Source organism: Erythrobacter ramosus (genome assembly GCF_009828055.1).
Taxonomy (GTDB): domain Bacteria; phylum Pseudomonadota; class Alphaproteobacteria; order Sphingomonadales; family Sphingomonadaceae; genus Erythrobacter; species Erythrobacter ramosus.
In genome coordinates, this window is sequence record NZ_WTYB01000002.1 from 978,804 (window position 1) to 1,001,571 (window position 22,768).

General features: G+C 65.2%; 22 protein-coding genes. 13 read left to right on the forward strand and 9 right to left on the reverse strand.

All coding sequences use genetic code 11. From position 1 onward, the window contains the following. Positions 1-92: 92 nt before the first annotated feature. The 13 genes from GRI59_RS11295 (at position 93) to GRI59_RS11355 (ending at position 14,972) form a co-directional block, all read left to right on the forward strand. Entirely contained in the window at positions 93-1,247 is a 1,155-nt protein-coding gene (locus tag GRI59_RS11295) for a cell wall hydrolase (protein WP_237440782.1), read from the forward strand. Between the two features lie 145 nt (positions 1,248-1,392). Next, the gene (locus tag GRI59_RS11300; protein WP_160761255.1) at positions 1,393-1,734 is read left to right on the forward strand and encodes a hypothetical protein; all 342 of its coding nucleotides are present in this window, start codon (positions 1,393-1,395) and stop codon (positions 1,732-1,734) included. 248 nt (positions 1,735-1,982) lie between these two features. Continuing rightward, on the forward strand, positions 1,983-2,945 hold the full coding sequence (gene mdh / locus GRI59_RS11305; RefSeq protein WP_160761256.1) for a malate dehydrogenase: 963 nt from the start codon (positions 1,983-1,985) through the stop codon (positions 2,943-2,945). Continuing rightward, positions 2,945-3,226: a hypothetical protein gene (locus GRI59_RS11310; protein WP_160761257.1), complete on the forward strand. Its 282-nt coding sequence runs from the start codon at positions 2,945-2,947 to the stop codon at positions 3,224-3,226. The genes mdh and GRI59_RS11310 overlap by 1 nt, the downstream gene beginning before the upstream one ends. Positions 3,227-3,238: 12 nt before the next feature. Next, positions 3,239-4,129 carry a succinate--CoA ligase subunit alpha gene (sucD, locus tag GRI59_RS11315; RefSeq protein WP_160761258.1) on the forward strand — a complete coding sequence of 297 codons (891 nt, stop codon included), beginning with the start codon at positions 3,239-3,241 and terminating at the stop codon, positions 4,127-4,129. A gap of 66 nt (positions 4,130-4,195) precedes the next feature. Further along, positions 4,196-6,991 carry a 2-oxoglutarate dehydrogenase E1 component gene (locus tag GRI59_RS11320; RefSeq protein WP_160761643.1) on the forward strand — a complete coding sequence of 932 codons (2,796 nt, stop codon included), beginning with the start codon at positions 4,196-4,198 and terminating at the stop codon, positions 6,989-6,991. Between the two features lie 52 nt (positions 6,992-7,043). Beyond that, positions 7,044-8,285, forward strand: coding sequence for a 2-oxoglutarate dehydrogenase complex dihydrolipoyllysine-residue succinyltransferase (odhB, locus tag GRI59_RS11325; protein WP_160761259.1), 1,242 nt, complete (start codon positions 7,044-7,046; stop codon positions 8,283-8,285). Positions 8,286-8,392: 107 nt separating this feature from the next. Further along, positions 8,393-9,796 carry a dihydrolipoyl dehydrogenase gene (gene lpdA, locus GRI59_RS11330; RefSeq protein WP_160761260.1) on the forward strand — a complete coding sequence of 468 codons (1,404 nt, stop codon included), beginning with the start codon at positions 8,393-8,395 and terminating at the stop codon, positions 9,794-9,796. Positions 9,797-9,806: 10 nt separating this feature from the next. Continuing rightward, complete coding sequence (locus tag GRI59_RS11335) at positions 9,807-10,646, forward strand: hypothetical protein (protein ID WP_160761261.1); 840 nt, start codon at positions 9,807-9,809, stop codon at positions 10,644-10,646. A gap of 63 nt (positions 10,647-10,709) precedes the next feature. Continuing rightward, positions 10,710-12,179, forward strand: a complete 1,470-nt coding sequence (locus GRI59_RS11340) for a DUF4403 family protein (RefSeq protein ID WP_160761262.1) — start codon at positions 10,710-10,712, stop codon at positions 12,177-12,179. Positions 12,180-12,256: 77 nt separating this feature from the next. Next, on the forward strand, positions 12,257-13,615 hold the full coding sequence (locus GRI59_RS11345; protein ID WP_160761263.1) for an amidase family protein: 1,359 nt from the start codon (positions 12,257-12,259) through the stop codon (positions 13,613-13,615). Between the two features lie 23 nt (positions 13,616-13,638). Further along, complete coding sequence (locus GRI59_RS11350) at positions 13,639-14,334, forward strand: PepSY domain-containing protein (RefSeq protein ID WP_160761264.1); 696 nt, start codon at positions 13,639-13,641, stop codon at positions 14,332-14,334. Then, entirely contained in the window at positions 14,331-14,972 is a 642-nt protein-coding gene (locus GRI59_RS11355) for a trimeric intracellular cation channel family protein (protein WP_160761265.1), read from the forward strand. The genes GRI59_RS11350 and GRI59_RS11355 overlap by 4 nt, the downstream gene beginning before the upstream one ends. Positions 14,973-14,993: 21 nt before the next feature. Here GRI59_RS11355 and GRI59_RS11360 read toward each other — a convergent pair whose 3' ends face one another. The 9 genes from GRI59_RS11360 to GRI59_RS11400 all read right to left on the reverse strand — a co-directional run bounded on the left by GRI59_RS11360 (position 14,994) and on the right by GRI59_RS11400 (position 22,700). Beyond that, on the reverse strand, positions 14,994-15,875 hold the full coding sequence (locus GRI59_RS11360; RefSeq protein ID WP_160761266.1) for a hypothetical protein: 882 nt from the start codon (positions 15,873-15,875) through the stop codon (positions 14,994-14,996). 193 nt (positions 15,876-16,068) lie between these two features. Beyond that, a complete protein-coding gene (locus GRI59_RS11365; RefSeq protein WP_160761267.1) occupies positions 16,069-16,614 on the reverse strand; it encodes a hypothetical protein in 546 nt (181 codons plus the stop codon). 141 nt (positions 16,615-16,755) lie between these two features. Beyond that, on the reverse strand, positions 16,756-18,183 hold the full coding sequence (locus GRI59_RS11370; protein WP_160761268.1) for a serine hydrolase domain-containing protein: 1,428 nt from the start codon (positions 18,181-18,183) through the stop codon (positions 16,756-16,758). Between the two features lie 89 nt (positions 18,184-18,272). Beyond that, positions 18,273-18,692: a 50S ribosomal protein L17 gene (gene rplQ, locus GRI59_RS11375; RefSeq protein WP_160761269.1), complete on the reverse strand. Its 420-nt coding sequence runs from the start codon at positions 18,690-18,692 to the stop codon at positions 18,273-18,275. 116 nt (positions 18,693-18,808) lie between these two features. Continuing rightward, on the reverse strand, positions 18,809-19,864 hold the full coding sequence (locus GRI59_RS11380) for a DNA-directed RNA polymerase subunit alpha (protein WP_160761270.1): 1,056 nt from the start codon (positions 19,862-19,864) through the stop codon (positions 18,809-18,811). A 124-nt stretch (positions 19,865-19,988) separates the two neighbouring features. Beyond that, the gene (gene rpsK / locus GRI59_RS11385; protein WP_101791853.1) at positions 19,989-20,378 is read right to left on the reverse strand and encodes a 30S ribosomal protein S11; all 390 of its coding nucleotides are present in this window, start codon (positions 20,376-20,378) and stop codon (positions 19,989-19,991) included. A gap of 62 nt (positions 20,379-20,440) precedes the next feature. Next, a complete protein-coding gene (gene rpsM, locus GRI59_RS11390; RefSeq protein WP_160761271.1) occupies positions 20,441-20,809 on the reverse strand; it encodes a 30S ribosomal protein S13 in 369 nt (122 codons plus the stop codon). A 308-nt stretch (positions 20,810-21,117) separates the two neighbouring features. Further along, positions 21,118-21,981, reverse strand: coding sequence for an SRPBCC family protein (locus GRI59_RS15640; RefSeq protein WP_183363600.1), 864 nt, complete (start codon positions 21,979-21,981; stop codon positions 21,118-21,120). A gap of 71 nt (positions 21,982-22,052) precedes the next feature. Then, positions 22,053-22,700, reverse strand: coding sequence for an adenylate kinase (locus tag GRI59_RS11400; RefSeq protein WP_160761272.1), 648 nt, complete (start codon positions 22,698-22,700; stop codon positions 22,053-22,055). Between the last annotated feature and the right edge of the window lie 68 nt (positions 22,701-22,768).

Here is a 22,768-nt window from a genome sequence, read left to right on the forward strand (position 1 = left end):
TAAGGTGCTGTGCCCACCTGTCCGGAAACGGGACGCAGGCGTCCGCCGCCCTCGCCGTTGCCGCGCCGCGCGCGTAAGGCCTCGAACACCTTATGGCTTCTGCACGCACCTCCTTTCCCTTCAAGGCCTCAGCCAGCCACGGATGGACGCTGCCCGTCGCTACTCTCCCCCGCAAAGCCTGGCGCAAGCGCCTCGCGGTGCTGTTTGCCGCGATCGCCGTGCCCGCGATGGCCGCATCCGGCGGCGTAGGCACTCTGCCGGGCAATGCGATCGAAAGCACTGCCGCACTCGCCACCCGTCAGGCCGCCGAGGCTGCCCTGCCGTTTGAGCGTCCGGGGATGAGCTTTCCGGGCTCTGCCTTCTTTTACATGGCCGATCCGGCGGGAACCGCGCTGGTCGCGCTGCCCACCGCCGATCCGCTCGCTTCGGGCGCGGAAAGCGGGCGCGAGCTGGGCGCGCTGATCGATGTCGGCGCGGCGGCGCGGCCGTTCTATTCGCCCGGCACCGGCATCACCCACGCCCGCGCAGCCGAATGCCTCGCGCAGGCAATCTGGTACGAAGCCGCCAGCGAGAGCGAGGCGGGCCAGCGCGCCGTGGCGCAGGTGGTGCTGAACCGCGTCGCTCACCCCTCGTGGCCCTCCAGCGTGTGCGGCGTGGTCTATCAAGGCTCGGAACGCTCGACCGGGTGCCAGTTCACCTTCACCTGCGACGGTAGCTTGGCGCGGCGTCCCTCGGGCGTCAGCTGGGCACGCGCGCAGCGGATCGCGTCCGAAGCGCTGGGCGGCAGCGTCTATGCGCCGGTCGGGCTGGCGACGCATTATCACACGCTCTGGGTCAATCCCTACTGGGCCAGCACACTCGACCATATTGGCAGCATCGGCGCGCACCGGTTCTACCGCAATCGCGGCGCTGGCGGGCAGGCTGCGGCGTTCAGCAACGCCTATGCGGGTCTTGAGCCGGTGGTGAGCGGGCGCACGACCGCCGTCCCGGTCACTGCGTTCGCGCCGGTCACAGCCACGCCGGGCCGTCCGGTGATCGCCTACGAACTCGACCCCGTCCCGGTCCGCCAGCAGGCCGCACGCGGCGGCGCTGCCAAGGCTGATGCCGCCCCGCTTCCCCCCTCTGTGCCGAGCGAAGCCTATACCGGCACCGGCACGGTCAAGGCCGAATATGCCCGCGCCGGACAGTGGAAAGCCCAGCCAGGCGCGGCGCCCTCTGCGGGTCAGGCACCGGCCGCCAAGGACTAGGCGCAAGCCTACGCGCTGGCCCGAAACAGGGTTAAGCTGTTCTCAACCCTGTTATCACACCAAGCCTTAGCGGCGGATCGCTAAAGCGTTCGGGAACGCCGCGCACCTGATGACGCGGCGACGATAACGGGAATTGCCGCGCTTCATGTCTGTTCGCTTTGCTTCTACCAATCACCCGGTCCGCCGTCTCGGCTGGCGCGCTGCGGGGCGCGGACTGCTGGCTCCGGCGCTGGCGCGGGCGGCCAATGATAACCGTCGGCTCGGGGCAGACGGTGTGGCAGAGCCCGCCCCGTTTGACCCGCTCCTGACTGAAGCGCTGCGGCATTTTGCCGCCCACGGTCTCGCCTCAGCCGAAGCCGCCGTGGATGCCGCTGCCGATGCGGCTAAGCGCGGGGATGCCGATGCCCAGGATCACTGGCTCGCGATCACGCGGATGTTCGACCGCCGCCTCGCCGCGCGAGCAGGCAGGGAGCTTATTCCCGCCTGAACAGCGCCCTGCCCTTACGGCACCTGCGCTAAGGGGTTCCCCCGATCGGCTGACCCGCCGCATTAATGCAATTGCGAACTGTTTGCAAAGATAGTTGCCGCATCCGACCTTTTGACGGTTGCAATCCCATTTTGAGCGGCCTACCGCCCGGTTTGTAACGGGTGCCATGCCGCTTGGGACGGGGGTTGGCGCCAGCATTCTGTGCGCGTTTTTGTCGTCCCGATGAATAAGGGAAGGACGTCCTCACAATGGCCCGCAAGAAAATCGCCCTCGTCGGCGCCGGTAATATCGGCGGCACGCTTGCCCACCTCGCCGCGCTCAAGGGCCTTGGCGATATCGTGCTGTTCGACGTGGTCGAAGGCGTGCCGCAGGGCAAGGCGCTTGATCTCAGCCAGTGCGGTCCGGTCGAAGGCTTCGACGCCAGTATCACCGGCACCAATGACTATGCCGACATCGCCGGCGCCGACGTCGTGATCGTCACCGCCGGTGTCGCGCGCAAGCCCGGCATGAGCCGCGACGACCTGCTCGGCATCAACCTCAAGGTGATGAAGGCAGTCGGCGAAGGCATTGCGGCTAACTGCCCCGATGCCTTCGTGATCTGCATCACCAACCCGCTCGACGCGATGGTCTGGGCGCTGCGCGAGTTCTCGGGCCTCCCCGCCAACAAGGTCGTCGGCATGGCCGGCGTGCTGGACTCGGCGCGCTTCGCCACCTTCCTCGCGTGGGAATTCGGCGTTTCGGTGAAGGACGTGAATGCCTTCGTGCTCGGCGGCCACGGCGACACCATGGTGCCGGTGCTGTCCTACTCGACGATCAACGGCATCCCGGTCGCGGACATGGCCAAGATCAAGGGCATCTCGGAAGACCGCCTCGGCGAAATCGTCCAGCGCACCCGTTCGGGCGGCGGCGAAATCGTCGCGCTGCTCAAGACCGGCTCGGCCTTCTATGCCCCCGCCACCAGCGCCATCTCGATGGCCGAAGCCTACCTCTACGACCAGAAGCGCATCCTGCCCTGCGCGGTGCAGGTTGACGGCAAGTACGGCGTCGACGGGCTTTATGTCGGCGTGCCGGTGGTGATCGGCGCGGGCGGCGCGGAAGAGGTGATCGAGATCAGCCTGACCGACGAAGAAAAAGCCAACCTCGGCGTCAGCGTCGATGCGGTCAAGGAACTGCTCGACGCGTGCAAGGCGCTGGATAGCTCGCTGGCGTGATGGACAACTTCGTCCCCGGTCTAATTTCGGGCCTGTTCGGGCTAGCAATCTACATCGGCCTGGTGTTCTGGGCCGGTCGAAAACGTTGGTGGTGGCTTGCCTTGTTGGTCAGCCTTCCGGCAATCATGGCGGGCATGATGTCGGCCTTCATCATCGACATGTCGCGGTCGAGCAATCCACTCTTCCAGAATTTCGGGTGGCTTGTTCTAGGCCAACTCACGATTGGAATTGTCACTTATCTTGCGGGCCGTATCGGCTCACGTCCCGCCACCGAGAAGTAGAAGGATAAAAGAATGTCCATCCTCGTAAACAAAGACACCAAGGTCATCACCCAAGGCATGACTGGCAACACCGGCACCTTCCACACCCAGGCCGCGCTCGATTACGGGACGCAGATGGTTGGCGGCGTGACCCCCGGCAAGGGCGGTACCACCCATATCGGCCTGCCGCAGTTCAACACCGTGCGCGAAGCCAAGGCGGCGACCGGCGCGACCGCCTCGTGCATCTACGTGCCGCCGCCGTTCGCCGCTGACGCGATCTGCGAAGCCATCGATGCCGAGATCGAGCTGATCATTTGCATCACCGAAGGCATCCCGGTGCTCGACATGGTCCGCGCGAAGCGCGCGCTGTCGGGTTCCAAGTCGCGCCTCATCGGCCCCAACTGCCCCGGTGTGCTGACGCCGAATGAGTGCAAGATCGGTATCATGCCGGCCAACATCTTCAAGAAGGGCTCGGTCGGCATCGTCAGCCGCTCGGGCACGCTCACCTATGAAGCCGTGCACCAGACCACCATGGCGGGCCTCGGCCAGACCACTGCGGTCGGCATCGGCGGCGATCCGGTCAACGGCACCAACTTCATCGACGTGCTCGACCTGTTCCTCGACGATCCGGAGACCGAGTCCATCATCATGATCGGCGAAATCGGCGGCTCGGCCGAAGAAGAAGCCGCTGCCTTCATCAAGGCTGAACGCGCCAAGGGCCGCGCCAAGCCGATGGTCGGCTTCATCGCCGGGCGCACCGCCCCTCCGGGCCGCCGCATGGGCCACGCGGGCGCCATCGTCAGCGGTGGTCAGGGCGGCGCGGACGACAAGATCGCGGCGATGGAAGATGCGGGCATCCGCGTCTCGCCCTCGCCTTCGCTGCTGGGGGAAACCCTCGCCGCGATGCTGAAAGAGCTGGCGTAAGCTTCGAATACCGGCCCCTCGCACCCGCGCGGGGGGCCATCCTTCCTCCTCCCCAGGAGTCCCATGATGGGCAACGAACCGCAGAACTTCATCCCCGCCTTCACCGATCAGGAAGGCCCCCAGCCCGGTCCGTCCTGGGCGAAGCGCGGCTGGCTCGACACGCTGGCCGATAGCGCGTCCGATCTGACCGCCGCGATGGACCCGACCGAGATGAAGCTCGCGGTCAAGGCTGCGGCGAAGGATGTGGGCAAGGCGATGGACCCCAAGGCGGTCGAGAAAGCCGCCGCCCTGTCGATTGCGGCGATGACGCTGGTGCGGCTCTATCGTGTGCGCGGCCACATGGCAGCGCAACTCGATCCGCTTGGCCTGATCGACCGTACCGGCCCGGCGGATCTCACGCTCGAATGGCACGGCCTAGCGGGCAAGGAGAATGAGGACGTCTATGTAGGCGGCGTGCTCGGCATGGAGTGGACCACGGTGGGCAAGCTCCACCAGCGCCTGCGCGAAGTGTATTGCGGCAAGGTCGGCCTCGAATACATGCACATCGCCGACACCGAGGAACGGCGCTTCCTTCAGGACAAGTTCGAAAAGCCGGGCGAGACGATCCAGTTCACCCCGGAAGGCAAGAAGGCGATCCTCGCTGCCGTGCTGCGTGGGGAGCAGTACGAAGAATTCCTCGCCCGCAAATATGTCGGCACCAAGCGCTTCGGGCTCGATGGCGGCGAGTCCATGATCCCCGCGCTGGAAGCCGTTATCAAGCACGGCGGCAGCGCGGGCGTGCGCGAGATCATCTACGGCATGGCCCACCGCGGCCGGTTGAACGTGCTCGCCAACGTGATGGCCAAGCCTTACCGCGTGATCTTCCATGAATTTTCGGGCGGCTCGGCCAACCCCGATGATGTCGGCGGTTCAGGCGATGTGAAGTATCACCTCGGCACCTCGACCGACCGCGAGTTTGACGGGATCTCGGTGCACATGAGCCTTGTGCCCAACCCTTCGCACCTTGAAGCGGTGAACCCCGTGGTGCTCGGCAAGGTCCGCGCGCAGCAGGCGATCCGTGACGATCTGGCGAAGAAGGAGCAAGTGCTCCCGGTGCTGATCCACGGCGATGCGGCCTTCGCGGGTCAGGGCGTGGTGTGGGAAAGCCTCTCGCTGTCCGGCGTTCCCGGATATGATACCGGCGGCTGCATCCATTTCATCATCAACAACCAGATCGGCTTCACCACCTCGCCCAAGTTTGCGCGGTCCTCGCCGTATCCGTCAGATGTGGCCAAGGGCGTCATGGCGCCGATCCTGCACGTCAACGGTGACGATCCCGAAGCGGTGACCTTCGCCTGCAAGCTTGCGGTCGAATACCGCCAGACCTTCCACCGCGACGTGGTGATCGACATGTGGTGTTACCGCCGCTTCGGCCACAACGAGGGCGACGAGCCCAAGTTCACCCAGCCGCTGATGTACGACAAGATCCGCGCGCACCCCAAGGTCAGCGTCGCCTATGAAACGCGGCTGGTGCGCGAAGGCGTGGTCGAACCCGGCACGCGTGACCGGATGGCGGGCGAATTCGTCGCGCTGCTCGAAGAAGAATTCGAGGCCGGCAAGAACTACAAGGCCAACGAGGCCGACTGGTTCGGCGGACGCTGGGCGGGCCTGAACAAGCCCGCCGATCCCGAAACAGCGCGCCGCTCTGTCGAGACCGCGATCGAGCCCAAGATGCTGGATTCATTGGGCCGCGTGCTCACGGAAGTCCCCGCCGATCTGGACGTTCACAAGACGCTCGACCGCGTGCTCGCCGCCAAGCGTGAGATGTTCAGCACCGGCGAAGGCTTCGATTGGGCGACGGCTGAGGCGCTCGCATTCGGCAGCCTCGTGATGGAAGGCTACGGCGTGCGCCTGTCGGGGCAGGACTCCGGCCGCGGCACCTTCTCGCAGCGTCACGCGGTGTGGGTCGATCAGAAGTCGGAACGCAAATACGTGCCGCTCAGCACCCTGCCGCACGGCAAGTTCGAAGTGCACGATTCCACCCTGTCGGAATATGGCGTGCTCGGCTTCGAATACGGCTTTGCGATGGCCGATCCGCGCTCCCTCGTGCTATGGGAAGGCCAGTTCGGCGACTTCGCCAACGGCGCGCAGATCATGATCGACCAGTTCGTCGCCAGTGGTGAGAGCAAGTGGCTGCGCGCCAACGGCCTCGTGATGCTGCTGCCGCACGGCTATGAAGGGCAAGGGCCAGAACACTCCTCGGCCCGCCTCGAACGCTTCCTCCAGCTGTGTGCCGACGACAATATGTGCGTCTGCAACGTCACCAGCCCGGCGAACTATTTCCACCTGCTGCGCCGCCAGATGCTCCGCAGCTTCCGCAAGCCGCTGATTATCATGAGCCCCAAGTCGCTGCTGCGCCACCCTCTGGCGAAGAGCAGCCGCGCGGAGTTCCTCGGTGATCGCCAGTTCCGGCGGATCCTGTCGGACTCGACCACGATTGCCGACGAGAAGGTGCGCCGTCTGGTGCTGTGTTCGGGCAAGGTCGCCTATGACCTGATGGAAGCCCGCGATGCGGCCGGGATCGACGATGTCTCGATCGTCCGCATCGAACAGCTGTTCCCCTTCCCGGGCGATCCACTGGCGATCCGTATGGCGCGCATGCCGAACCTCAAGGACGTGGTGTGGTGTCAGGAAGAGCCGCGCAACAACGGCGCATGGTTCTTCGTGAACGAGCGGATCGAGGATTCGCTCACCGCCGCCGGACACACGGGCAAGCGCCCGATCTATGCGGGCCGCGATGCCTCTGCCTCGCCCGCGACGGGTCTCGCCAGCCGCCACAAGGCCCAGCAGGAAGCGCTGATCGCTGCCGCGCTGGGGCTGTAACGGCCCGCACCAGTTCACACGATATCGAATCAAGTTTCAGGAACCCACCCCAATGGCCACCGAAATCAAAGTCCCCGCGCTCGGCGAATCCGTCACCGAAGGCACCATCGCTGAATGGCTCAAGCAGCCCGGCGAAGCGGTCGCCGCGGACGAGCCGATTTGCAGCCTCGAAACCGATAAGGTCGCGGTCGACGTGCCCTCACCGGTCGCAGGCATCATGTCCGAACACCGCGTGGCCGTGGGCGACACGGTGGAAGTCGGCGCGGTGATCGCGGTGATTGAAGCGGGCGCGACCGCCACCACCGCTGCGGCGGTGACGGCTGCCGCCGCGACGGCGCCCAAGGCTGACACTCCCGCTCCGGCGGTCAGCGAGGAAGTGCCGGGCGCGGCGCAGACCATGTCGCCTGCCGTGCGCCGCGCGGTGCTGGAGCACGGCGTCGATCCCTCGACCATCAAGGGCAGCGGCAAGGACGGCCGCCTCACCAAGGAAGACGTGCTCGCCGCAGCTGAGGCCAAGGCCAAGGGCACCTCTGCTCCCGCACCTGCGCCCACCCCGGCTCCGGCTCCTGCAGCGCCTGTCTCGACCGGCAACGCCCGCGGCGAGGAGCGGGTCAAGATGACCAGGATGCGCCAGACCATCGCCAAGCGGTTGAAGAGCGCGCAGGACAATGCCGCCCTGCTCACCACCTTCAACGATGTCGACATGAGCGCGGTCATGGAAGCGCGCGACAAGTACAAGGACCTGTTCGCCAAGAAGCACGACATCCGTCTGGGCTTCATGGGCTTCTTCGCCAAGGCCGCCTGCCTTGCGCTGAAGGACGTGCCCGCCGCCAACGCCTATATCGACGGCGACGAGATCATCTATCACGACTACGTGGATATCTCGGTAGCGGTCTCGGCGCCCAACGGCCTGGTCGTCCCCGTCATCCGCGATGCCGACAAGAAGGGCTTTGCCCGGATCGAGCAGGACATCGCCGATTTCGGCGCGCGCGCCAAGGCGGGCACGCTGACGATGGAAGACATGAGCGGCGGGACTTTCACTATCTCCAACGGCGGCGTGTTCGGTTCGCTGATGTCGACCCCGATCATCAACCCGCCGCAGAGCGCCGTGCTGGGCCTCCACCGCATCGAGGATCGCCCGGTTGTCCGCAACGGCCAGATCGTGATCCGCCCGATGATGTATCTGGCGCTTTCGTATGACCACCGCCTGATCGACGGGCGCGAGGCTGTGACCGCGCTCAAGATCATCAAGGAAGCGATCGAAGATCCCACCCGGATGCTGATTGATCTTTAAGTTTACGCACTCCCGCGTCACCCCAGCGAAAGCTGGGGCCTAGGGTGGCACATCTTGCCCCCTGAGGCCTGAGACCCCAGCTTGTCCTGGGGCGACGGAGAAGAAGAATGGCTGAGAATTACGATTACGACGTCCTCATCATCGGTGCCGGCCCCGGCGGCTATGTCGCGGCGATCCGTGCGGCGCAGCTGGGGCTGAAAACCGCCTGCGTCGAAAGCCGCGCCACGCTCGGCGGCACCTGCCTCAATGTCGGATGCATTCCGTCCAAGGCGCTGCTGCATGGTTCGGAGCTGTTCGACGAGGCATCGAACGGCCACTTCGCCACCTGGGGCATCACCGCCACCCCGACGCTCGATCTCGGCAAGATGATGGCCGAGAAGACCAAGGCCGTGGGCGAACTGACTGGCGGGATCGAATTCCTGTTCAAGAAGAACAAGGTCACCTGGCTCAAGGGCCATGCCGCCTTCGAAGACGCGCACACCGTCAATGTGGCTGGCGAGAAGGTCACTGCCAAGGACATCGTGATCGCGACCGGTTCGTCAGTCACTCCCCTGCCCGGTGTCACCGTCGACAACGCGGGCAAGCGGATCGTGGATTCGACCGGCGCGCTGGATCTGGATGAAGTGCCCGAACACCTCGTGGTGATCGGCGGCGGCGTTATCGGGCTGGAGCTTGGCTCGGTGTGGCGTCGTCTCGGTGCCAAGGTCACCGTGGTCGAATTCCTCGACCAACTGCTCCCCGGCATGGATGGCGATGTGCGCAAGGAAGCGCAGAAGGTGTTCAAGAAGCAGGGCATGGCGATGATGCTCGGCCACAAGGTCACCGGGGCGAGCGTTGCGGGCAAGACCGTCACCCTCACCATCGAAAAGTCCGCAGGCGGCGATGCGCAGACGCTCGAAGCGAGTCACGTGCTGGTCGCGATCGGCCGCCGCCCCAACACCGATGGTCTTGCGCTCGACAAGGCTGGTCTCAGCACCAACGCACGCGGGCAGATCGAGATCGACCATGATTTCCGCACTTCTGTGCCGAACATTTGGGGCATCGGCGATGTCGTCCCCGGCCCGATGCTTGCGCACAAGGCTGAAGATGAAGGCATCGCGGTGGCCGAGAACATCGCAGGCCTCACCGGCATCGTGAACCACGATGTGATCCCCAGCGTCGTCTACACCGCGCCGGAAATCGCAGGCGTGGGCATCACGGAGGAACAGGCCAAGGAGCGCGGGCTCAACGTCAAGGTCGGCAAGTTCCCGATGATGGCCAACAGCCGCGCCAAGGCCAACCGCGACACCGAAGGCTTTGTGAAAGTCATTGCGGACGCGGAAACCGACCGCGTGCTGGGCGTGTGGATCATCGCCAGCCTCGCCGGATCGATGATCGCCGAGGCCTGCGTCGCGATGGAATTCGGCGCGACCGCTGAAGATATCGCCTACACCTGCCACGCGCACCCGACCCATGCCGAAGCGCTCAAGGAAGCGGCGATGGCGGTGACGGGCAAGCCGATCCATATGTGATCCGGCAGAGGTGAGCGCCCGCGCCTTTGATCGCTGGCGGCTCACCCTGCCCTTGTTGCTCCCGTCATTGGGCGGGTTGGCATACCTCTACGCCTTTGAAGCACCCACCCGGCTGATCGCTGTCAATGCGGGCGCTTTGGCGTTGGCGGTGGTCTGGGTGCTGTTCGGGCGGCTACCGGCTGAGCGCAACCCGCGCCTTGTGCTGGCGAGCGGCGCTATATTGGCGCTGTTTCTCCCGCTGCTGACCGGGCCTGAAATGGGCGGGGTTGCCCGGTGGCTTCCCGCCGGTCCGGTGAGCCTGCATTCGGGCGCGTTGCTGCTGCCGTTCGTTACCATTATCGCCGCGCAAGAACGGGCCTTCGGTCCAGCACTGTTCGCGATCGCAGGCGCGGCGCTGGCGCTGCAACCGGACGCGGCGGCGCTGTTCGCTCTGGCGGCCGCGAGCGCGGTGTTGGCATGGCTCCATCGCAGTGCGAGCTTCGCTCTCGTCGCCGCCGTGGCGGTTTCACTGTCCGCCATCACCTTCGGCGCGGGCACGCTGGAGCCGCAGACCTTTACCGAGAACGTGCTGCCACACGCAGCCGAACGGTCGGCACTGAGGGCAGCCGCTTTGGCGCTGATGCTATTCGTCCTTCCGCTCTGGCATCTCATCATCTTCCCGCAGACGCAGCGGGCAGAGGGCGCCGCGTTGGCCGCACTGCTTGTCGCACTTGGCGCGATGGCGGTCATCGCCCCCTTCCCCTACCCGCTGATCGGCTACGGCGCGGCGCCCATCCTCGGCTTTGGGCTCGCCCTCGGCGCAACCGGGCGCAAGGCTGGCCATAGCGCTCGCAATCTGCCAACATCCTGATCTGTTGAGACAACGCCCGAAAGCAGGCGAGAAGGGGCGTCAGTGAACGCGGTTCGCAGAGCCATGACCGCATTGGCAGCCGCCAGCTTGATCTTGCTGGTGGGCTGCGGCGCGTCCGACGATGCCGCTTCCGTTGCGCCGCCGCGCGGAGACGACCCGATCGTCTTCCAGCAGCAGGCATCGGAGATCGCGGTCGACCTGAAGCTCGATCTGGCTGAACTCGAACGCACGCTCGAACGCGAATTGCCGCGCGAATTGTGGCAGATTGACCGTCCGGGGAGCGAATGTGTCGCCTCCCAGAAGGTCGATCTGGCGCTGTTCAAGGTCAAATCGCCCAAGATTGAATGCCACATTGTTGGTAAGGTCACGCGCGGCAGGCTGCGGCTGAGTGGCAAAGGCGAGGTGCTGACGGTCAATTTGCCAGTCAAGGGCACACTGGCGGCGCGTGATGTTGCCGGGATGTTCAAGGGCGAGACCGGGACAGGCGCAGCCGAAGTCGCGCTGTCACTGCGGCTTGATCTTACGCCGGACTGGAAGCTCGCCAGCACCGCGAAGCTCAATTACCGCTGGACGCGCCAGCCGGGGATCGACTTCCTCGGGCGGCGGATCACCTTCACCAGCGAAGCCGACCGCGAGCTGCGCCCCGTTAAGCGCGAGGTCGAACGCATTGTCGCGCGCGAACTGGCCCGCCTGCCAGTCAGGGCAACCGCGCAGGATGGCTGGACCAAGGCGCACGGCGTGTTCGTGCTCAACCGCGAGAACCCGGCAGTGTGGGGGCGTATGACGCCGCAGCGGTTCCGGTTCGGAGGTTATACGGTGAGCGGGCGTGAGCTTGTGCTGCGTCTGGGGCTTGATGCCATGTTTGAAAGCTTCGTCGGCATCAAGCCCGATGCGCCCGAGCCCGCCCCGCTTCCTCCGCTGGCGCGGCGCGACAAGGCTCAGGCGAAGTCAATCCTACACGTGCCGGTGGTCGCCGATTACGCGGTGCTTGAGCCGGTGATCGCCAAAGCGCTGGCCAAACGCGCCCAGCGGCCGTTTGTGATCGCGGATTACGGCTCTGTCACAGCGCAGTTCGACAAGATCACCGTCTATGGCACCGGCGAGGGCCGCATCGCGGTGGGGGGCGAGTTTACCGCCAACTCGGACCTGCCGGTGATCGAGCAGGCCATGGGGATGATCTGGCTGACCGCGCGCCCCGTCAACACCCCCGGATCGCGCGCAGTGAAGTTCACCGAGGTAAGGATCACGGGCGACACCGACATCGTGGGCGAGGAATTCCTGTTCGCGCTCGCCAATTCGCCCGATTTCCAGGGGGCGATCACCGATGCTCTGGCGCAGAATTTCGAAGGCGACTTCACCAAGCTGCGCGGCAAGATCGACCGCGCGCTGGCGAAACGCACAGGCCGCCTCACCGATTACAGCATTACGATCGAACGGGTCGAGACGGGGATCATCACCGCGCACGGCCAGGGCCTGTACCTCCCGGTCGACATCACCGCGCAGATCGATGCCAGGCTGCGGCGGCTTAATTGAACAGCTAACTTTTCAGGCAGGGTGTTGCGCAAGCCTCTGTCTGGGTAGACCCCTGCCCGAGAGAGAGGAACGCACGCATGGCCTATCCGCAATTGACCGACAAAGCCGGGGTGCTCGCGACCGCGCTGGCGATCCGCACGCGCAAGATCAGCGTGGCCGAGGCGGTCGATGCGGCGATCACCCGGGCCGGGCGGGATGATGCCGCGATTGATGCACTCGCCGTCCCCGATTTTGAGCGGGCGTACGAAACCGCGCGGGCAATGGACAGCGCGCCCCGACAGCTGAACCAGCCGCTGTTCGGCGTCCCGATGACGATCAAGGAGAGCTTCGACGTCGCCGGGCTGCCGACCACCTTCGGCCACCCGGAGTTCCGCGATCAACTTGCCACCCGCGATGCGGCACTGGTGCACCGGTTGAAAGCGGCGGGCGCGATCATCATCGGCAAGACCAACGTGCCGGTGGATCTCACCGATTGGCAAAGCTTCAACCCGGTCTATGGCCGCACCTCCAACCCGCATGATCCTGATCGCTCCCCCGGCGGATCGTCAGGCGGCAGCGCGGCAGCGGTGGCGAGCGGGATCGTGCCCGGCGACTTCGGCACCGACATCGGTGGATCGGTGCGGGTGCCGGCACATTTCTGCGGGGTGTGGGGGCACAAGACGACCTGGGGCCTCATCCCCAAGCACGGCCACGATTTCCCCGGCATGTCGCGCCGCGACGGCTTTATCGCCGCGCATGACAGCCCGCTGAGCATCGCCGGGCCGCTGGCGCGCAATGCGCCCGATCTTGCCGTGCTGACCGAAGTGGGGGCCGAGGTGCCGCTGCGCCGCCGTCCCAAGCCGCTGAAGGAATGCCGCCTCCTCGCGATCACTGTGCTGCCCAATGCCCCGGTCGATGCCAGCGTCATGGAGCCGACCGAAGCCGCGCTCGAAACCCTTGCCCGCGCGGGTGTGCGGATTGACCGGACGAGCGACCTTCTGCCCGATCAGGCGCAGCAGTATCGCCACTATCTCAAGATGATGAACGTGGTGATGGCGCGCGGCGCGCCTGCGCCGGACGGCAAACGCGCGAGTGCGACCGACTGGTTCGACCTGCTCGACGCGCAGGCCGCGTGCATCGCGCAGTGGGAGGCGCTGTTTGCGGAGTATGACTTCGTCCTCGCCCCGCCCGCTCCGGTGCTGGCGGTGCCGCACAGTGACAAAGCGGTTTTCCGCAGCACATTGATGATCAACGGTAAGGAGGAGCCGGGCGGCAACGGGCTTGTCTGGGCCGGGCTGGCGACCTTCCCCAACCTGCCAGCCACCGTGCTCCCGATCGGCAGCGGCAATTATCTCGGCAGCGAGTTGCCCTGCGGGATGCAGGTGATCGGGCCGCGCTGGAGCGATCTCGATTGCATTGCGGCGGCCGAAGCCATCGGGAATATCTTGCACGGCTGAGCTGGCTTGGTCATGGCGGCGGCATGAAGACGCTCTCGATGCTCACCCTCGCAAAGTGGCACATCTGGCTTGGCTGGCTGATCGGCGTACCGATCGTGATGTGGCTGGCAACCGGCCTGTTGATGGTCGCGCGCCCGATCGAGCAGGTGCGCGGCGAGCATTTGCGGCGCGAAAGCCCCCCCGCCGCATTGGTGCTGCCCGGCAGCAATCTCGCAGCACCCGAAGCCAAGCTGGCCGAGATGCAGGTGCTGATGCAGGGAGACCGACCCGTCGCGATCCTGACCGGGCTGGATGGCAGCGTCCGCCGGGTCGACTTCGCCAGCGGCGCGGCCCTCCCGCCGCTGGATGCCGCTGCCGCGCAGGCGCTGGTGGCGCGCGAGATTGCCGGAGGCGATGCGGCGGAGCGTGTCACGCTGTTCCCCGCTGACCGCACGCCGTTCGATTTCCGCCGTCCGCTGGCGGTGTGGCAGGTGGCGCTGGCCGACGGCACCAATGTCTATGTCGGGCGCGATACCGGCGCGATTGAGGCGGTGCGCACCCGTTGGTGGCGCGCGTTTGACCTCGCATGGGGCCTGCACATCATGGACCTGTCCGAGCGGGAGGACACCAGCCACCCGGTGCTGATCATCTTCGCTGCGCTCTCGCTAACTGGCGCGCTAATCGGCTGCGTCCTGATGTTCCGCCGCCGCAAAGCGCGCCCGGCCGCCAAGCCCTTATGACCCCGACTGTCCTCACCCCGATCCTCGACTGGCTCGACCTTGCCGGGATTGCGCTGTTCGCGCTGTCTGGTGCGGTGCTGGCAGCACGGCTCAAGCAGACCTTTGTCACCATGGCGTTCTTCGCACTGGTGACGGGCGTGGGCGGAGGAACGGTGCGCGATCTCCTGATCCGCGCGCCGGTTTTCTGGATCGACGATCCGTGGGTGGCGGCGGTGTGCCTCGGCACCGCGCTGATAGCATGGTTCACGCCGGTCCGGTGGTGGGAGGGCAAGGGCTTCGATTATGCCGACGGCGCGGGCCTCGCCGCCTATGCCGCCATCGGCAGCGCCAAGGCGCTCGCCTATGGTATCCCGCCGATCCCGGCGGCGCTGATGGGGGTGATCACCGGCTGCGTTGGCGGGATCATCCGCGATGTGGTCGCTGGGCGCCCGTCGATCATCATGAGCCCCGAACTTTACGTCACCCCCGCCGCGCTCACCGCGGCGTTGACGGTGGCGGGAATGCTGGCCGCGCCGCTGCTAGGTGTAAGCGACCAATGGGCTTGGGCGCTGGGATTTGCCTGCGGCTTTGCCCTGCGCACGGCGGCGATCCGCTGGGAATGGGGCCTGCCAAGCTATGGCGAGAGGGAGGGCGCCTAGGCCCCCTCCCCCGCTTTCGCCTTACAGATCGCTATCGACGGTCTCAGGAATGACTTCGCCCGGGATCGGCCCGCCGGGATAGGCCGGCATCGCCATCGTCGTGGCGCGTGCGGCCGGAGCCTGCGCCATTGTTATCGTGGCTTCCTGCACCGCAATGTCCGGGCGAACCGTGCCGCCGACCGACGCGCGGGCGTTGGCGTAGCCCTGATCGTCCCACTGCCCGTCGGCGCGCGGGTCAGCGTTGCCAGTGGGTGCCGACGAATATCCGATATCCCGGAACCCGTCGCCATAGTCGATTGCGTCGATCTGGCCGCCATTGCCGATCCGGCACTGGAAGGACGCGCCGTTGAACAGCGTGCCGCTGACCAGCCAGCCAGCCCCGGTGCGATCGACATTCTCGACGGTATCGACCCGCACATCACGCTCGATCCGGTCAAGGCACTGGTTCACGGCGTTATCGAGACCCGACGCGCCGGTGCCGCGCGGCGCGCTGGCGCGGCGATCATCGCGGCGGTCATCATAACGGCGGTCATCATTGCGCCAGTCGGGATTGCGCACATCGCGGTCAACGATCACGACATCGCGTTCACGCTCGCGGCGGTTGTTTGAACTGACGATGGCGGCGATCCCGCCGATGATTGCGGCGCCGATCAGGACGTCGCCCGCATCGACCCGGTTGCGCCGCCATCCGCGCCGGTGCCCGCCCCAGCCACAGCCCCAGCGGCAGCGCCGCCATTCGGTCGTGGCGCTGACGGGATCATAGCGGCTGAAATCGAAGGTGCCCAAGGCCGCGGCGGCCAGCGCAGCGCCCGAAGGCATCGGTGCGGCGGCCGCAGGGGCGGCGATCATGGTGGTACCGGCAAGCGCGCCCGCCAAGGCCAGCGCGCGGAATGTCAGAGCCATTGCTGCTCTCTCCTGTTGCTATACGAGCGGCCACCAATCGCCCCAATAGCCGCAGGATTAACCGTGCGAGGCTTGCGCCAGGCTGAACCAACCGGGGCAAAACAAAACCGCCCCGCCATCCCTGATGCGGGAGGCGGGGCGGCAGGTTCACGCTCAGTCGTGAAGGAGACAGGCTGCGCGTCGCTCGACCGGGTCAACGCAGGCCGCGGATGCCGCTGAAGTCAACGAACGGCGCGCCGCGACCGTCGAAGCGGCAGGTGAAGTTGCCGCGATCATTGCCGCGGTTGTTCCAGCCTCCGCCCACGTCGATCCGGCCCTTGACCCAGAAGCCATCGCGGGTGCGGTCGATATCGCGGATGTCGATCACGTCAGCAAAGCGATAGCCGCCAAAGCGTCGCGCCTGGTTCTCGGCTGCGCGGACGCAGCGATCCACCGCCGTGCGCGGGTTGCCGAAGCCGCCGCGATCCCAGCCACCGCGGACGTCGCGGTCGCGGTCGCGGTCGCGGTAGTCATAGCGGCGGTCGTCGCGGTCATTGTCGAACGCACCAGCAAGCGCCGCAAGGCCGCCGATCACGACCGCGCCGGCGATGATTTCGCCCGCGTCGATCCCACCACGGTCGCGGCGGTCATCAGCCATAGCAGGGGTGGCAGAGGCCGCCGTCAGCGCAGTCGCAGCGACCGCACCGAAGACAAGCCGGGCTGCTTTGCCGGAGGCCAGCAGGTTGGTCTTGGTCGTCATCGAAGCATTCCTCGTCAGGCACCGCGGGCGGGATTGCTTGCGGTGTCGAGGATGCTTTTGCGCGATTCGGGGTGTGGCGAAGCTGAATTGAGATGACAGGTTTCGTTAATCTAAAACCCATCCAATATGAACGATTGTCGCTTATTTGGTCGGAAGTGCCGCCAGCACATCGCGGGTGAAGGCCGCGATGTCGAAGCCCGAACCCGCCGGATCCTCTCCGCGTCTGACGATCACAACACCGCGCGAAGGGACAATCACCACATATTGCCCACGATTGCCGAAAGCGGCGAAGGTATCGGCGGGCACACCCTCGACCCGGTTCATCAGCCAGAACCCGGCCCCATAGCCGAATGCGCCGTCAGGCTGCGGACCGCTCGGGGTCGACACGTACTTCGCCCAGTCTTCGGGCAAAATGCGTTCGCCGGAAGGGAGCACGCCATTGTTGAGGTAAAGCTGGCCGAAATCCGCAAGGTCGCTCGCCGTGCTCCAAACCTGCGATGACATCACGTGATCGCCGCGAATATCGGTCTCGGCCACCGTCTCCGCCATCCCTAGCTTGGCGAAAAACAGGTGCGGCGGGTAAAAGGACAACCATTGGGCGATCCCCTTAAGCGCCAACAGCGTGTCATTATTGGCATAGCGAAACACTGTTCCCGGCGCATGGAGCACGGGCCAATTCACCACCGTCTCGTCAATGGTCGATCCGCCGAAATAGAGCGCATCGGTGCGGTTGCCCGGGGTGTCGGAATAGCGGCCGCTCGCCATGCGCAAGGCGTGATCGATGGTGATGGCATTGCGCGGATCGGTCCCCCCGCCGGCGGCCCAGTAATTGAGCGCGATGGGGTCCGCGACGTTCGCCTCGCCCGAATGCACTGCCGCCCCGATCAGCGTTGCCGCGATGCTCTTCGCGACAGACCATGTGCGCTGGGGAGTCTTCTCGCCAAAGCCGGGGGCGTAGGACGACTGTTCGACCAGACCGCTCCCGCTGCGGTTGGAGCGCACCAGTGTGGCGGTTGTGCGGGTGCCGTCGCCATATTGCCCCGCCAGCGCGCTGGCGAAGACTCGGTCTAGCGGGTTGGGCGCCTTGGCTTTGCTGCGAGGCGCTGCCGGGAGGGCGCCTGTGCCGAGCGCTTTTGCATCGGGCAGTGCCGCCACCGGCAGCGGTTGGTCCGCATTGCTCGAATCTTCCGGCGCGCCGATCGGCAGCACCGAACAGCCCGTCTCTGGCCCAAAATTGGCTGCGATCCGTGACGGCATGTCGTCTGCCCAGCGTACCGCCACATGGGCAATCTGGCCGCTCGGACGGCGGACGATTTCGTAAGGCAGCGTGCCGATGATCGCATCCAGCGGCGCCTGAATGCCGGTTAGCTCCCATTGCTCGACGCTCTCGGGCGTACGGGTCACCCCATTACGCTCGGCGTTGGCGATCGCCCCGCACAGCATCAGCGCCTTGTATCCGGCCGCCAGCGCGCGGTCGTAGCGGGCGTCGAGCGCGTCCTGCTGGGCTTGCGCAAAAGCCGGTACGGCGGCGAGGAGCAACGTGGAGGCTGCAAGGACTGTGCGGATCATGGCTGCGACACTAAGCTGCGCGGCTCAAAAGGAAAGGGCCGGAAGCGTTTCCGCCCCGGCCCTTTCGCTAAGAGTGCGCGTGACGCGGCTTACGCGTCTTCGTAGTCTTCAGCCGACTGCACCGGGCCAGAATCCTGACCCTTTGCCGCTTCGTCGCGGTCGACGAGTTCGATGATCGCCATCTGCACCGCATCGCCAGCGCGCACGCCGGCGCGCAGCACGCGGGTGTAGCCGCCTTGGCGGTCCGAATAACGCTCGGCCAGAACTTCGAACAGCTTCTTCAGCTGCGCTTCGTCACCCAGACGGCTCATGGCGAGACGACGGTTCGAAAGCCCGCCGCGCTTGGCCAGCGTGATCAGCTTTTCGAGATAGGGGCGCAGTTCCTTCGCCTTCGGCAGCGTGGTCTTGATCTGCTCGTGCTTGATCAGCGCGGCAGCCATGTTGCGGAACAGGGCGTTGCGGTGACCCGTCTTGCGGCCCAGCTTGCGGCCAGAAATACCATGACGCATATTCTTTACTCCGTTCGAAAAGGGCCCGTGTCAGGTAGCCCAGTGCCGGTGGCTGTTGAGGGCCGCCACCTTCGCCTTATGGTAAGCCCCCGCTTACGCGAGGGCTCACGAATTCATCAACCGAGAAGCTCTTGCTCAAGCTTCTTGGCCATCTCTTCGATGTTCTCGGGCGGCCAGCCCGGGATATCCATGCCGAGACGCAGGCCCATGCTGGACAGCACTTCCTTGATCTCGTTGAGCGACTTGCGGCCGAAGTTCGGCGTACGCAGCATCTCGGCTTCGGTCTTCTGGACCAGATCGCCGATGTAGATGATGTTGTCGTTCTTGAGGCAGTTGGCCGAACGCACCGACAGTTCCAGCTCGTCCACCTTCTTGAGCAGGTAACGGTTGAGCTGGTTGGCGTCGCTTTCTTCCGGCTGAACGGCGTGGCCGATCATGGTGCCAACCGGCTGCGGGATGCCATCCTCGAAGTGGACGAACAGCGTCAGCTGGTCCTGAAGAATGCGCGCAGCATAGGCCACGGCGTCTTCCGGAGTGACAGTGCCATCGGTTTCGACGGTCAGCGAGAGCTTGTCATAGTCAAGCTCCTGCCCGACACGGGCGTTCTCGACCTTGTAGCTCACCTGACGGACGGGCGAGTACAGCGAGTCGACCGGGATCAGGCCGATCGGCGCATCGGCCGGACGGTTCTGCACGGCAGGCGAGTAGCCCTTCCCAGTGTCAGCGGTCAGCTCCATGTTGAGCGTCGCGCCTTCATCGAGCTGACAGATCACCAGATCCTTGTTCATGACTTCGATGTCGCCGGTAACGGCAATATCGCCGGCCTTGACCGCACCCGGACCAGTGGCCGAAAGTTGCAAACGCTTGGGGCCTTCGCCTTCCATGCGCAGGGCGATCTGCTTCACGTTCAGCACGATGTCGGTGACATCTTCACGCACGCCAGCGAGGCTGGAGAACTCGTGCAACACGTTCTCGATCTTGATCGAGGTGATCGCCGCGCCCTGAAGGCTCGACAGCAGCACCCGGCGCAACGCGTTGCCGAGCGTCAGACCGAAGCCGCGCTCGAGCGGTTCGGCCACGAAAGTCACCTTGCGCTGACGATCGCCGCTGTCCTTGATTTCGAGGGTGTTGGGTTTCTTGAGTTCCTGCCAGTTCTTGGTGTTGACGGACATGGATTTCCCCTAATGCGCCCGGAGGGGGCGGTTCAAACTTGGGCGGGCCCGATGCGAACGCGAAACGCGGCATCAGACCCGATCGGGCGGCGAGAGCGCGCAGCGCCCACGCCATCCCGGCGGATCAGACGCGGCGACGCTTGGAGGGACGGACCCCGTTGTGCGGGATCGGAGTGACGTCGCGGATCGAAGTAATGTTGAAACCCACAGCCGCAAGACCCCGAAGCGCGCTTTCGCGGCCCGAGCCCGGACCCTTCACTTCGACTTCGAGCGTACGGACGCCGTGTTCGGCAGCCTTCTTGCCCGCATCGTCAGCAGCAACCTGAGCAGCATAGGGAGTCGACTTGCGGCTGCCCTTGAAGCCCATCGCGCCAGCGCTGGACCAGCTGATCGCATTGCCCTGCGCATCGGTGATGGTGATCATGGTATTGTTGAAGCTGGCGTTGATATGCGCAACGCCGCTGGTGATGTTCTTTTTGTCACGGCGCCGAATACGGCCTGGTTCGCGTGCCATCGTTATCTGTCCTCTAGATCGTCAGAAGGAAAAAGCGTGCAAAGGGGGTGAGCCCCGCTCGCTTACTTCTTCTTGCCCGCGATGGGCTTGGCCTTGCCCTTGCGGGTACGGGCGTTGGTGTGGGTGCGCTGGCCACGGACGGGGAGACCCGAACGGTGACGCAGGCCGCGATAAGCGCGCAGATCCATCAGGCGCTTGATGTTCATCGCGGTGTTGCGACGCAGGTCGCCTTCCACGGTGAAATCGGCGTCGATGGTTTCGCGGATCCGCAGCACTTCCTCATCAGAGAGGTCCTGCACACGCGCAGAATGCGCGATACCCAGCTTGTCAGCGATCTGGACGGCGGTGGTACGACCAATACCGTGAATATAGGTCAGCGCGATGATCACGCGCTTGTTGGTGGGGATATTGACCCCGGCAATACGAGCCACTTATTTCTCCATGCTCCACAGGGACTTAGGCCATTTAAAGGCCACCCCTATCTCAACGCTCAATTCATTCTCGTGTTCGCTTGCCGAGTGATTTGCACAATGGCAGGATCACAAACGGCAAAAAGCCCGGTTGGCACGCGCAAGGGCGATGCCTGCCGAACTTGCTTCGAACATGTCGAATGAGCCGCGCGCATAGGCTGATTCGTCCGGGCCGTCAACCGCAAGCCGAAGGACTGCGGTCCGGTCGCAAAGCGGAACGCGGTCCAAGGCTTAGCCCCCAGCCCCGTCCCACTGCTCAACCATTGGCGCTAGCGCGGCGGCTCGTCCGCCAGATCCCTGAAAGCGTCCGCTACGGAAGGCGACTTGGGTGCGGGCTTGGGCGCTGGCTTTGGTTCCGGCTTCGGCGCAGCCACAGGCGCAGCAGGCTTGGCAGCGGGCGCGGAGACCGGCTTCGGAGCCGTAAGTGGTGCGGACGTGGGGGCAGCGGGCTTCGGCGCGGGCATTGTGACAGCCTTCGCCGCTGGTGCTGTGGCTGGCTTCGCCGCAGCAGGTGCTGGCATAGCGGCGGGCGGGCCTGCGGCGGGTCTTGCAGCAGACGATGACGGCATTGCCACGACAACCAACGGCTTCGTCAAAGCGGCGACCTGAACACCCATGACCCCATCGACCGCCTTGGAAATCACCGGCACTTCATAGCGCATCGGCCCACCGACATTATACTCCCATACGATCCGGGTGCCCTTGTCGACCTTGCTGATTGCGATGGTAAGAACCCCGGTCACCGGCTCGCTCTGGAGCGGACCGAGGTTACCCACCATCCGCAGCGCGGATTCCGGATAGGCCTGCACCACCCGCATATGCTCGACACTGCCTTCAAGGGTAAAGCGGCCCGGCTCGTCGACCTCAGGGATGGTCTCGCAGAAGCAGCCCCCGGCCTGGGGGACAAGCCTCAGGTTCTTCGAACTACCTGACCAAGTGTGTTCTGATGTCCACCAGGTTGCGGGCGAGATCAGCGCGAGCCACACTTCCTTGGGGCTAGCCTTCACCACAACTTCGTGGCGCGAGACGAAACTATCGTCCGTCGCGCGTGTAACCTCGGCCGAGGCGGATACGCCCCAAGCTAGCGAGGCGAGGCCAAGCAGCGCCGTGCGCGCGCCCAAGTGAAGCTTCATGGCAAGACCCTCCCGTACGATCCGCGCCGGACGCTGGGCCAAAAGCGTGGGGGACACAAGTCCCGCTCGGCTCAGCTGGCGAGGATCGCGTCGATCTGACCCGCGACGGTGTCGATCGCGGCCATCCCGTCGATGCGCGAGACAATGCCGCGCGCTTCGTAGCCCGGCAGGATTGGCGCGGTCTTGGCCCGGTACTCCTGCATGCGCGTGCGCACGGTTTCTTCGTTGTCGTCGGGCCGACGCTTGAACTCGGTGCTGCCGCAGGTGTCGCACACGCCGTCAGTCTTGGGCGGGTTCGCAGTGTCATGATACAGCGCGCCGCAATTGGCGCAGGAGAACCGCCCGGTGATACGCTCAACCAGCGCGTCCTCGTTCACTTCAAGTTCGATCACATGGTCGAGCAATCGGCCATTGCGCGCCAAGATAGCGTCAAGCGCGTCAGCTTGGGCAGCCGTGCGGGGATAGCCATCGAAGATCGCACCCGTTTCCGGCGCCATAGCAGCAAGTTCAGCGTCGATCAGGTCGGAGACGATTTCATCCGAGACCAGCTCGCCGCGCTCCATCACTTCCTTGGCGCGGAGGCCGACCGGCGTGCCGGCTTTCACCGCGGCACGCAGCATGTCGCCAGTCGAAAGCTGGCGCATGCCATGCCGCTCGACCAACCCTGCGCTTTGTGTTCCCTTACCCGCGCCGGGAGGGCCAAGAAGAATGATGTTCACGAACCGTCCCCCAATATCGCCGCGGGTCTTCGCCCGGCGCGTTCATTCAGACTAGTGGGTTCAACCAA

What these genes read in the sequence shown, in the direction of transcription:
- GRI59_RS11295 (WP_237440782.1), top strand. Translation starts at nt 93, where the DNA reads ATGGCTTCTGCACGCACCTCCTTTCCCTTCAAGGCCTCAGCCAGCCAC.
- GRI59_RS11300 (WP_160761255.1), top strand. Translation starts at nt 1,393, where the DNA reads ATGTCTGTTCGCTTTGCTTCTACCAATCACCCGGTCCGCCGTCTCGGC.
- mdh (WP_160761256.1), top strand. Translation starts at nt 1,983, where the DNA reads ATGGCCCGCAAGAAAATCGCCCTCGTCGGCGCCGGTAATATCGGCGGC.
- GRI59_RS11310 (WP_160761257.1), top strand. Translation starts at nt 2,945, where the DNA reads ATGGACAACTTCGTCCCCGGTCTAATTTCGGGCCTGTTCGGGCTAGCA.
- sucD (WP_160761258.1), top strand. Translation starts at nt 3,239, where the DNA reads ATGTCCATCCTCGTAAACAAAGACACCAAGGTCATCACCCAAGGCATG.
- GRI59_RS11320 (WP_160761643.1), top strand. Translation starts at nt 4,196, where the DNA reads ATGGGCAACGAACCGCAGAACTTCATCCCCGCCTTCACCGATCAGGAA.
- odhB (WP_160761259.1), top strand. Translation starts at nt 7,044, where the DNA reads ATGGCCACCGAAATCAAAGTCCCCGCGCTCGGCGAATCCGTCACCGAA.
- lpdA (WP_160761260.1), top strand. Translation starts at nt 8,393, where the DNA reads ATGGCTGAGAATTACGATTACGACGTCCTCATCATCGGTGCCGGCCCC.
- GRI59_RS11340 (WP_160761262.1), top strand. Translation starts at nt 10,710, where the DNA reads ATGACCGCATTGGCAGCCGCCAGCTTGATCTTGCTGGTGGGCTGCGGC.
- GRI59_RS11345 (WP_160761263.1), top strand. Translation starts at nt 12,257, where the DNA reads ATGGCCTATCCGCAATTGACCGACAAAGCCGGGGTGCTCGCGACCGCG.
- GRI59_RS11350 (WP_160761264.1), top strand. Translation starts at nt 13,639, where the DNA reads ATGAAGACGCTCTCGATGCTCACCCTCGCAAAGTGGCACATCTGGCTT.
- GRI59_RS11355 (WP_160761265.1), top strand. Translation starts at nt 14,331, where the DNA reads ATGACCCCGACTGTCCTCACCCCGATCCTCGACTGGCTCGACCTTGCC.
- GRI59_RS11360 (WP_160761266.1), bottom strand. Translation starts at nt 15,875, where the DNA reads ATGGCTCTGACATTCCGCGCGCTGGCCTTGGCGGGCGCGCTTGCCGGT.
- GRI59_RS11365 (WP_160761267.1), bottom strand. Translation starts at nt 16,614, where the DNA reads ATGACGACCAAGACCAACCTGCTGGCCTCCGGCAAAGCAGCCCGGCTT.
- GRI59_RS11370 (WP_160761268.1), bottom strand. Translation starts at nt 18,183, where the DNA reads ATGATCCGCACAGTCCTTGCAGCCTCCACGTTGCTCCTCGCCGCCGTA.
- rplQ (WP_160761269.1), bottom strand. Translation starts at nt 18,692, where the DNA reads ATGCGTCATGGTATTTCTGGCCGCAAGCTGGGCCGCAAGACGGGTCAC.
- GRI59_RS11380 (WP_160761270.1), bottom strand. Translation starts at nt 19,864, where the DNA reads ATGTCCGTCAACACCAAGAACTGGCAGGAACTCAAGAAACCCAACACC.
- rpsK (WP_101791853.1), bottom strand. Translation starts at nt 20,378, where the DNA reads ATGGCACGCGAACCAGGCCGTATTCGGCGCCGTGACAAAAAGAACATC.
- GRI59_RS15640 (WP_183363600.1), bottom strand. Translation starts at nt 21,981, where the DNA reads ATGAAGCTTCACTTGGGCGCGCGCACGGCGCTGCTTGGCCTCGCCTCG.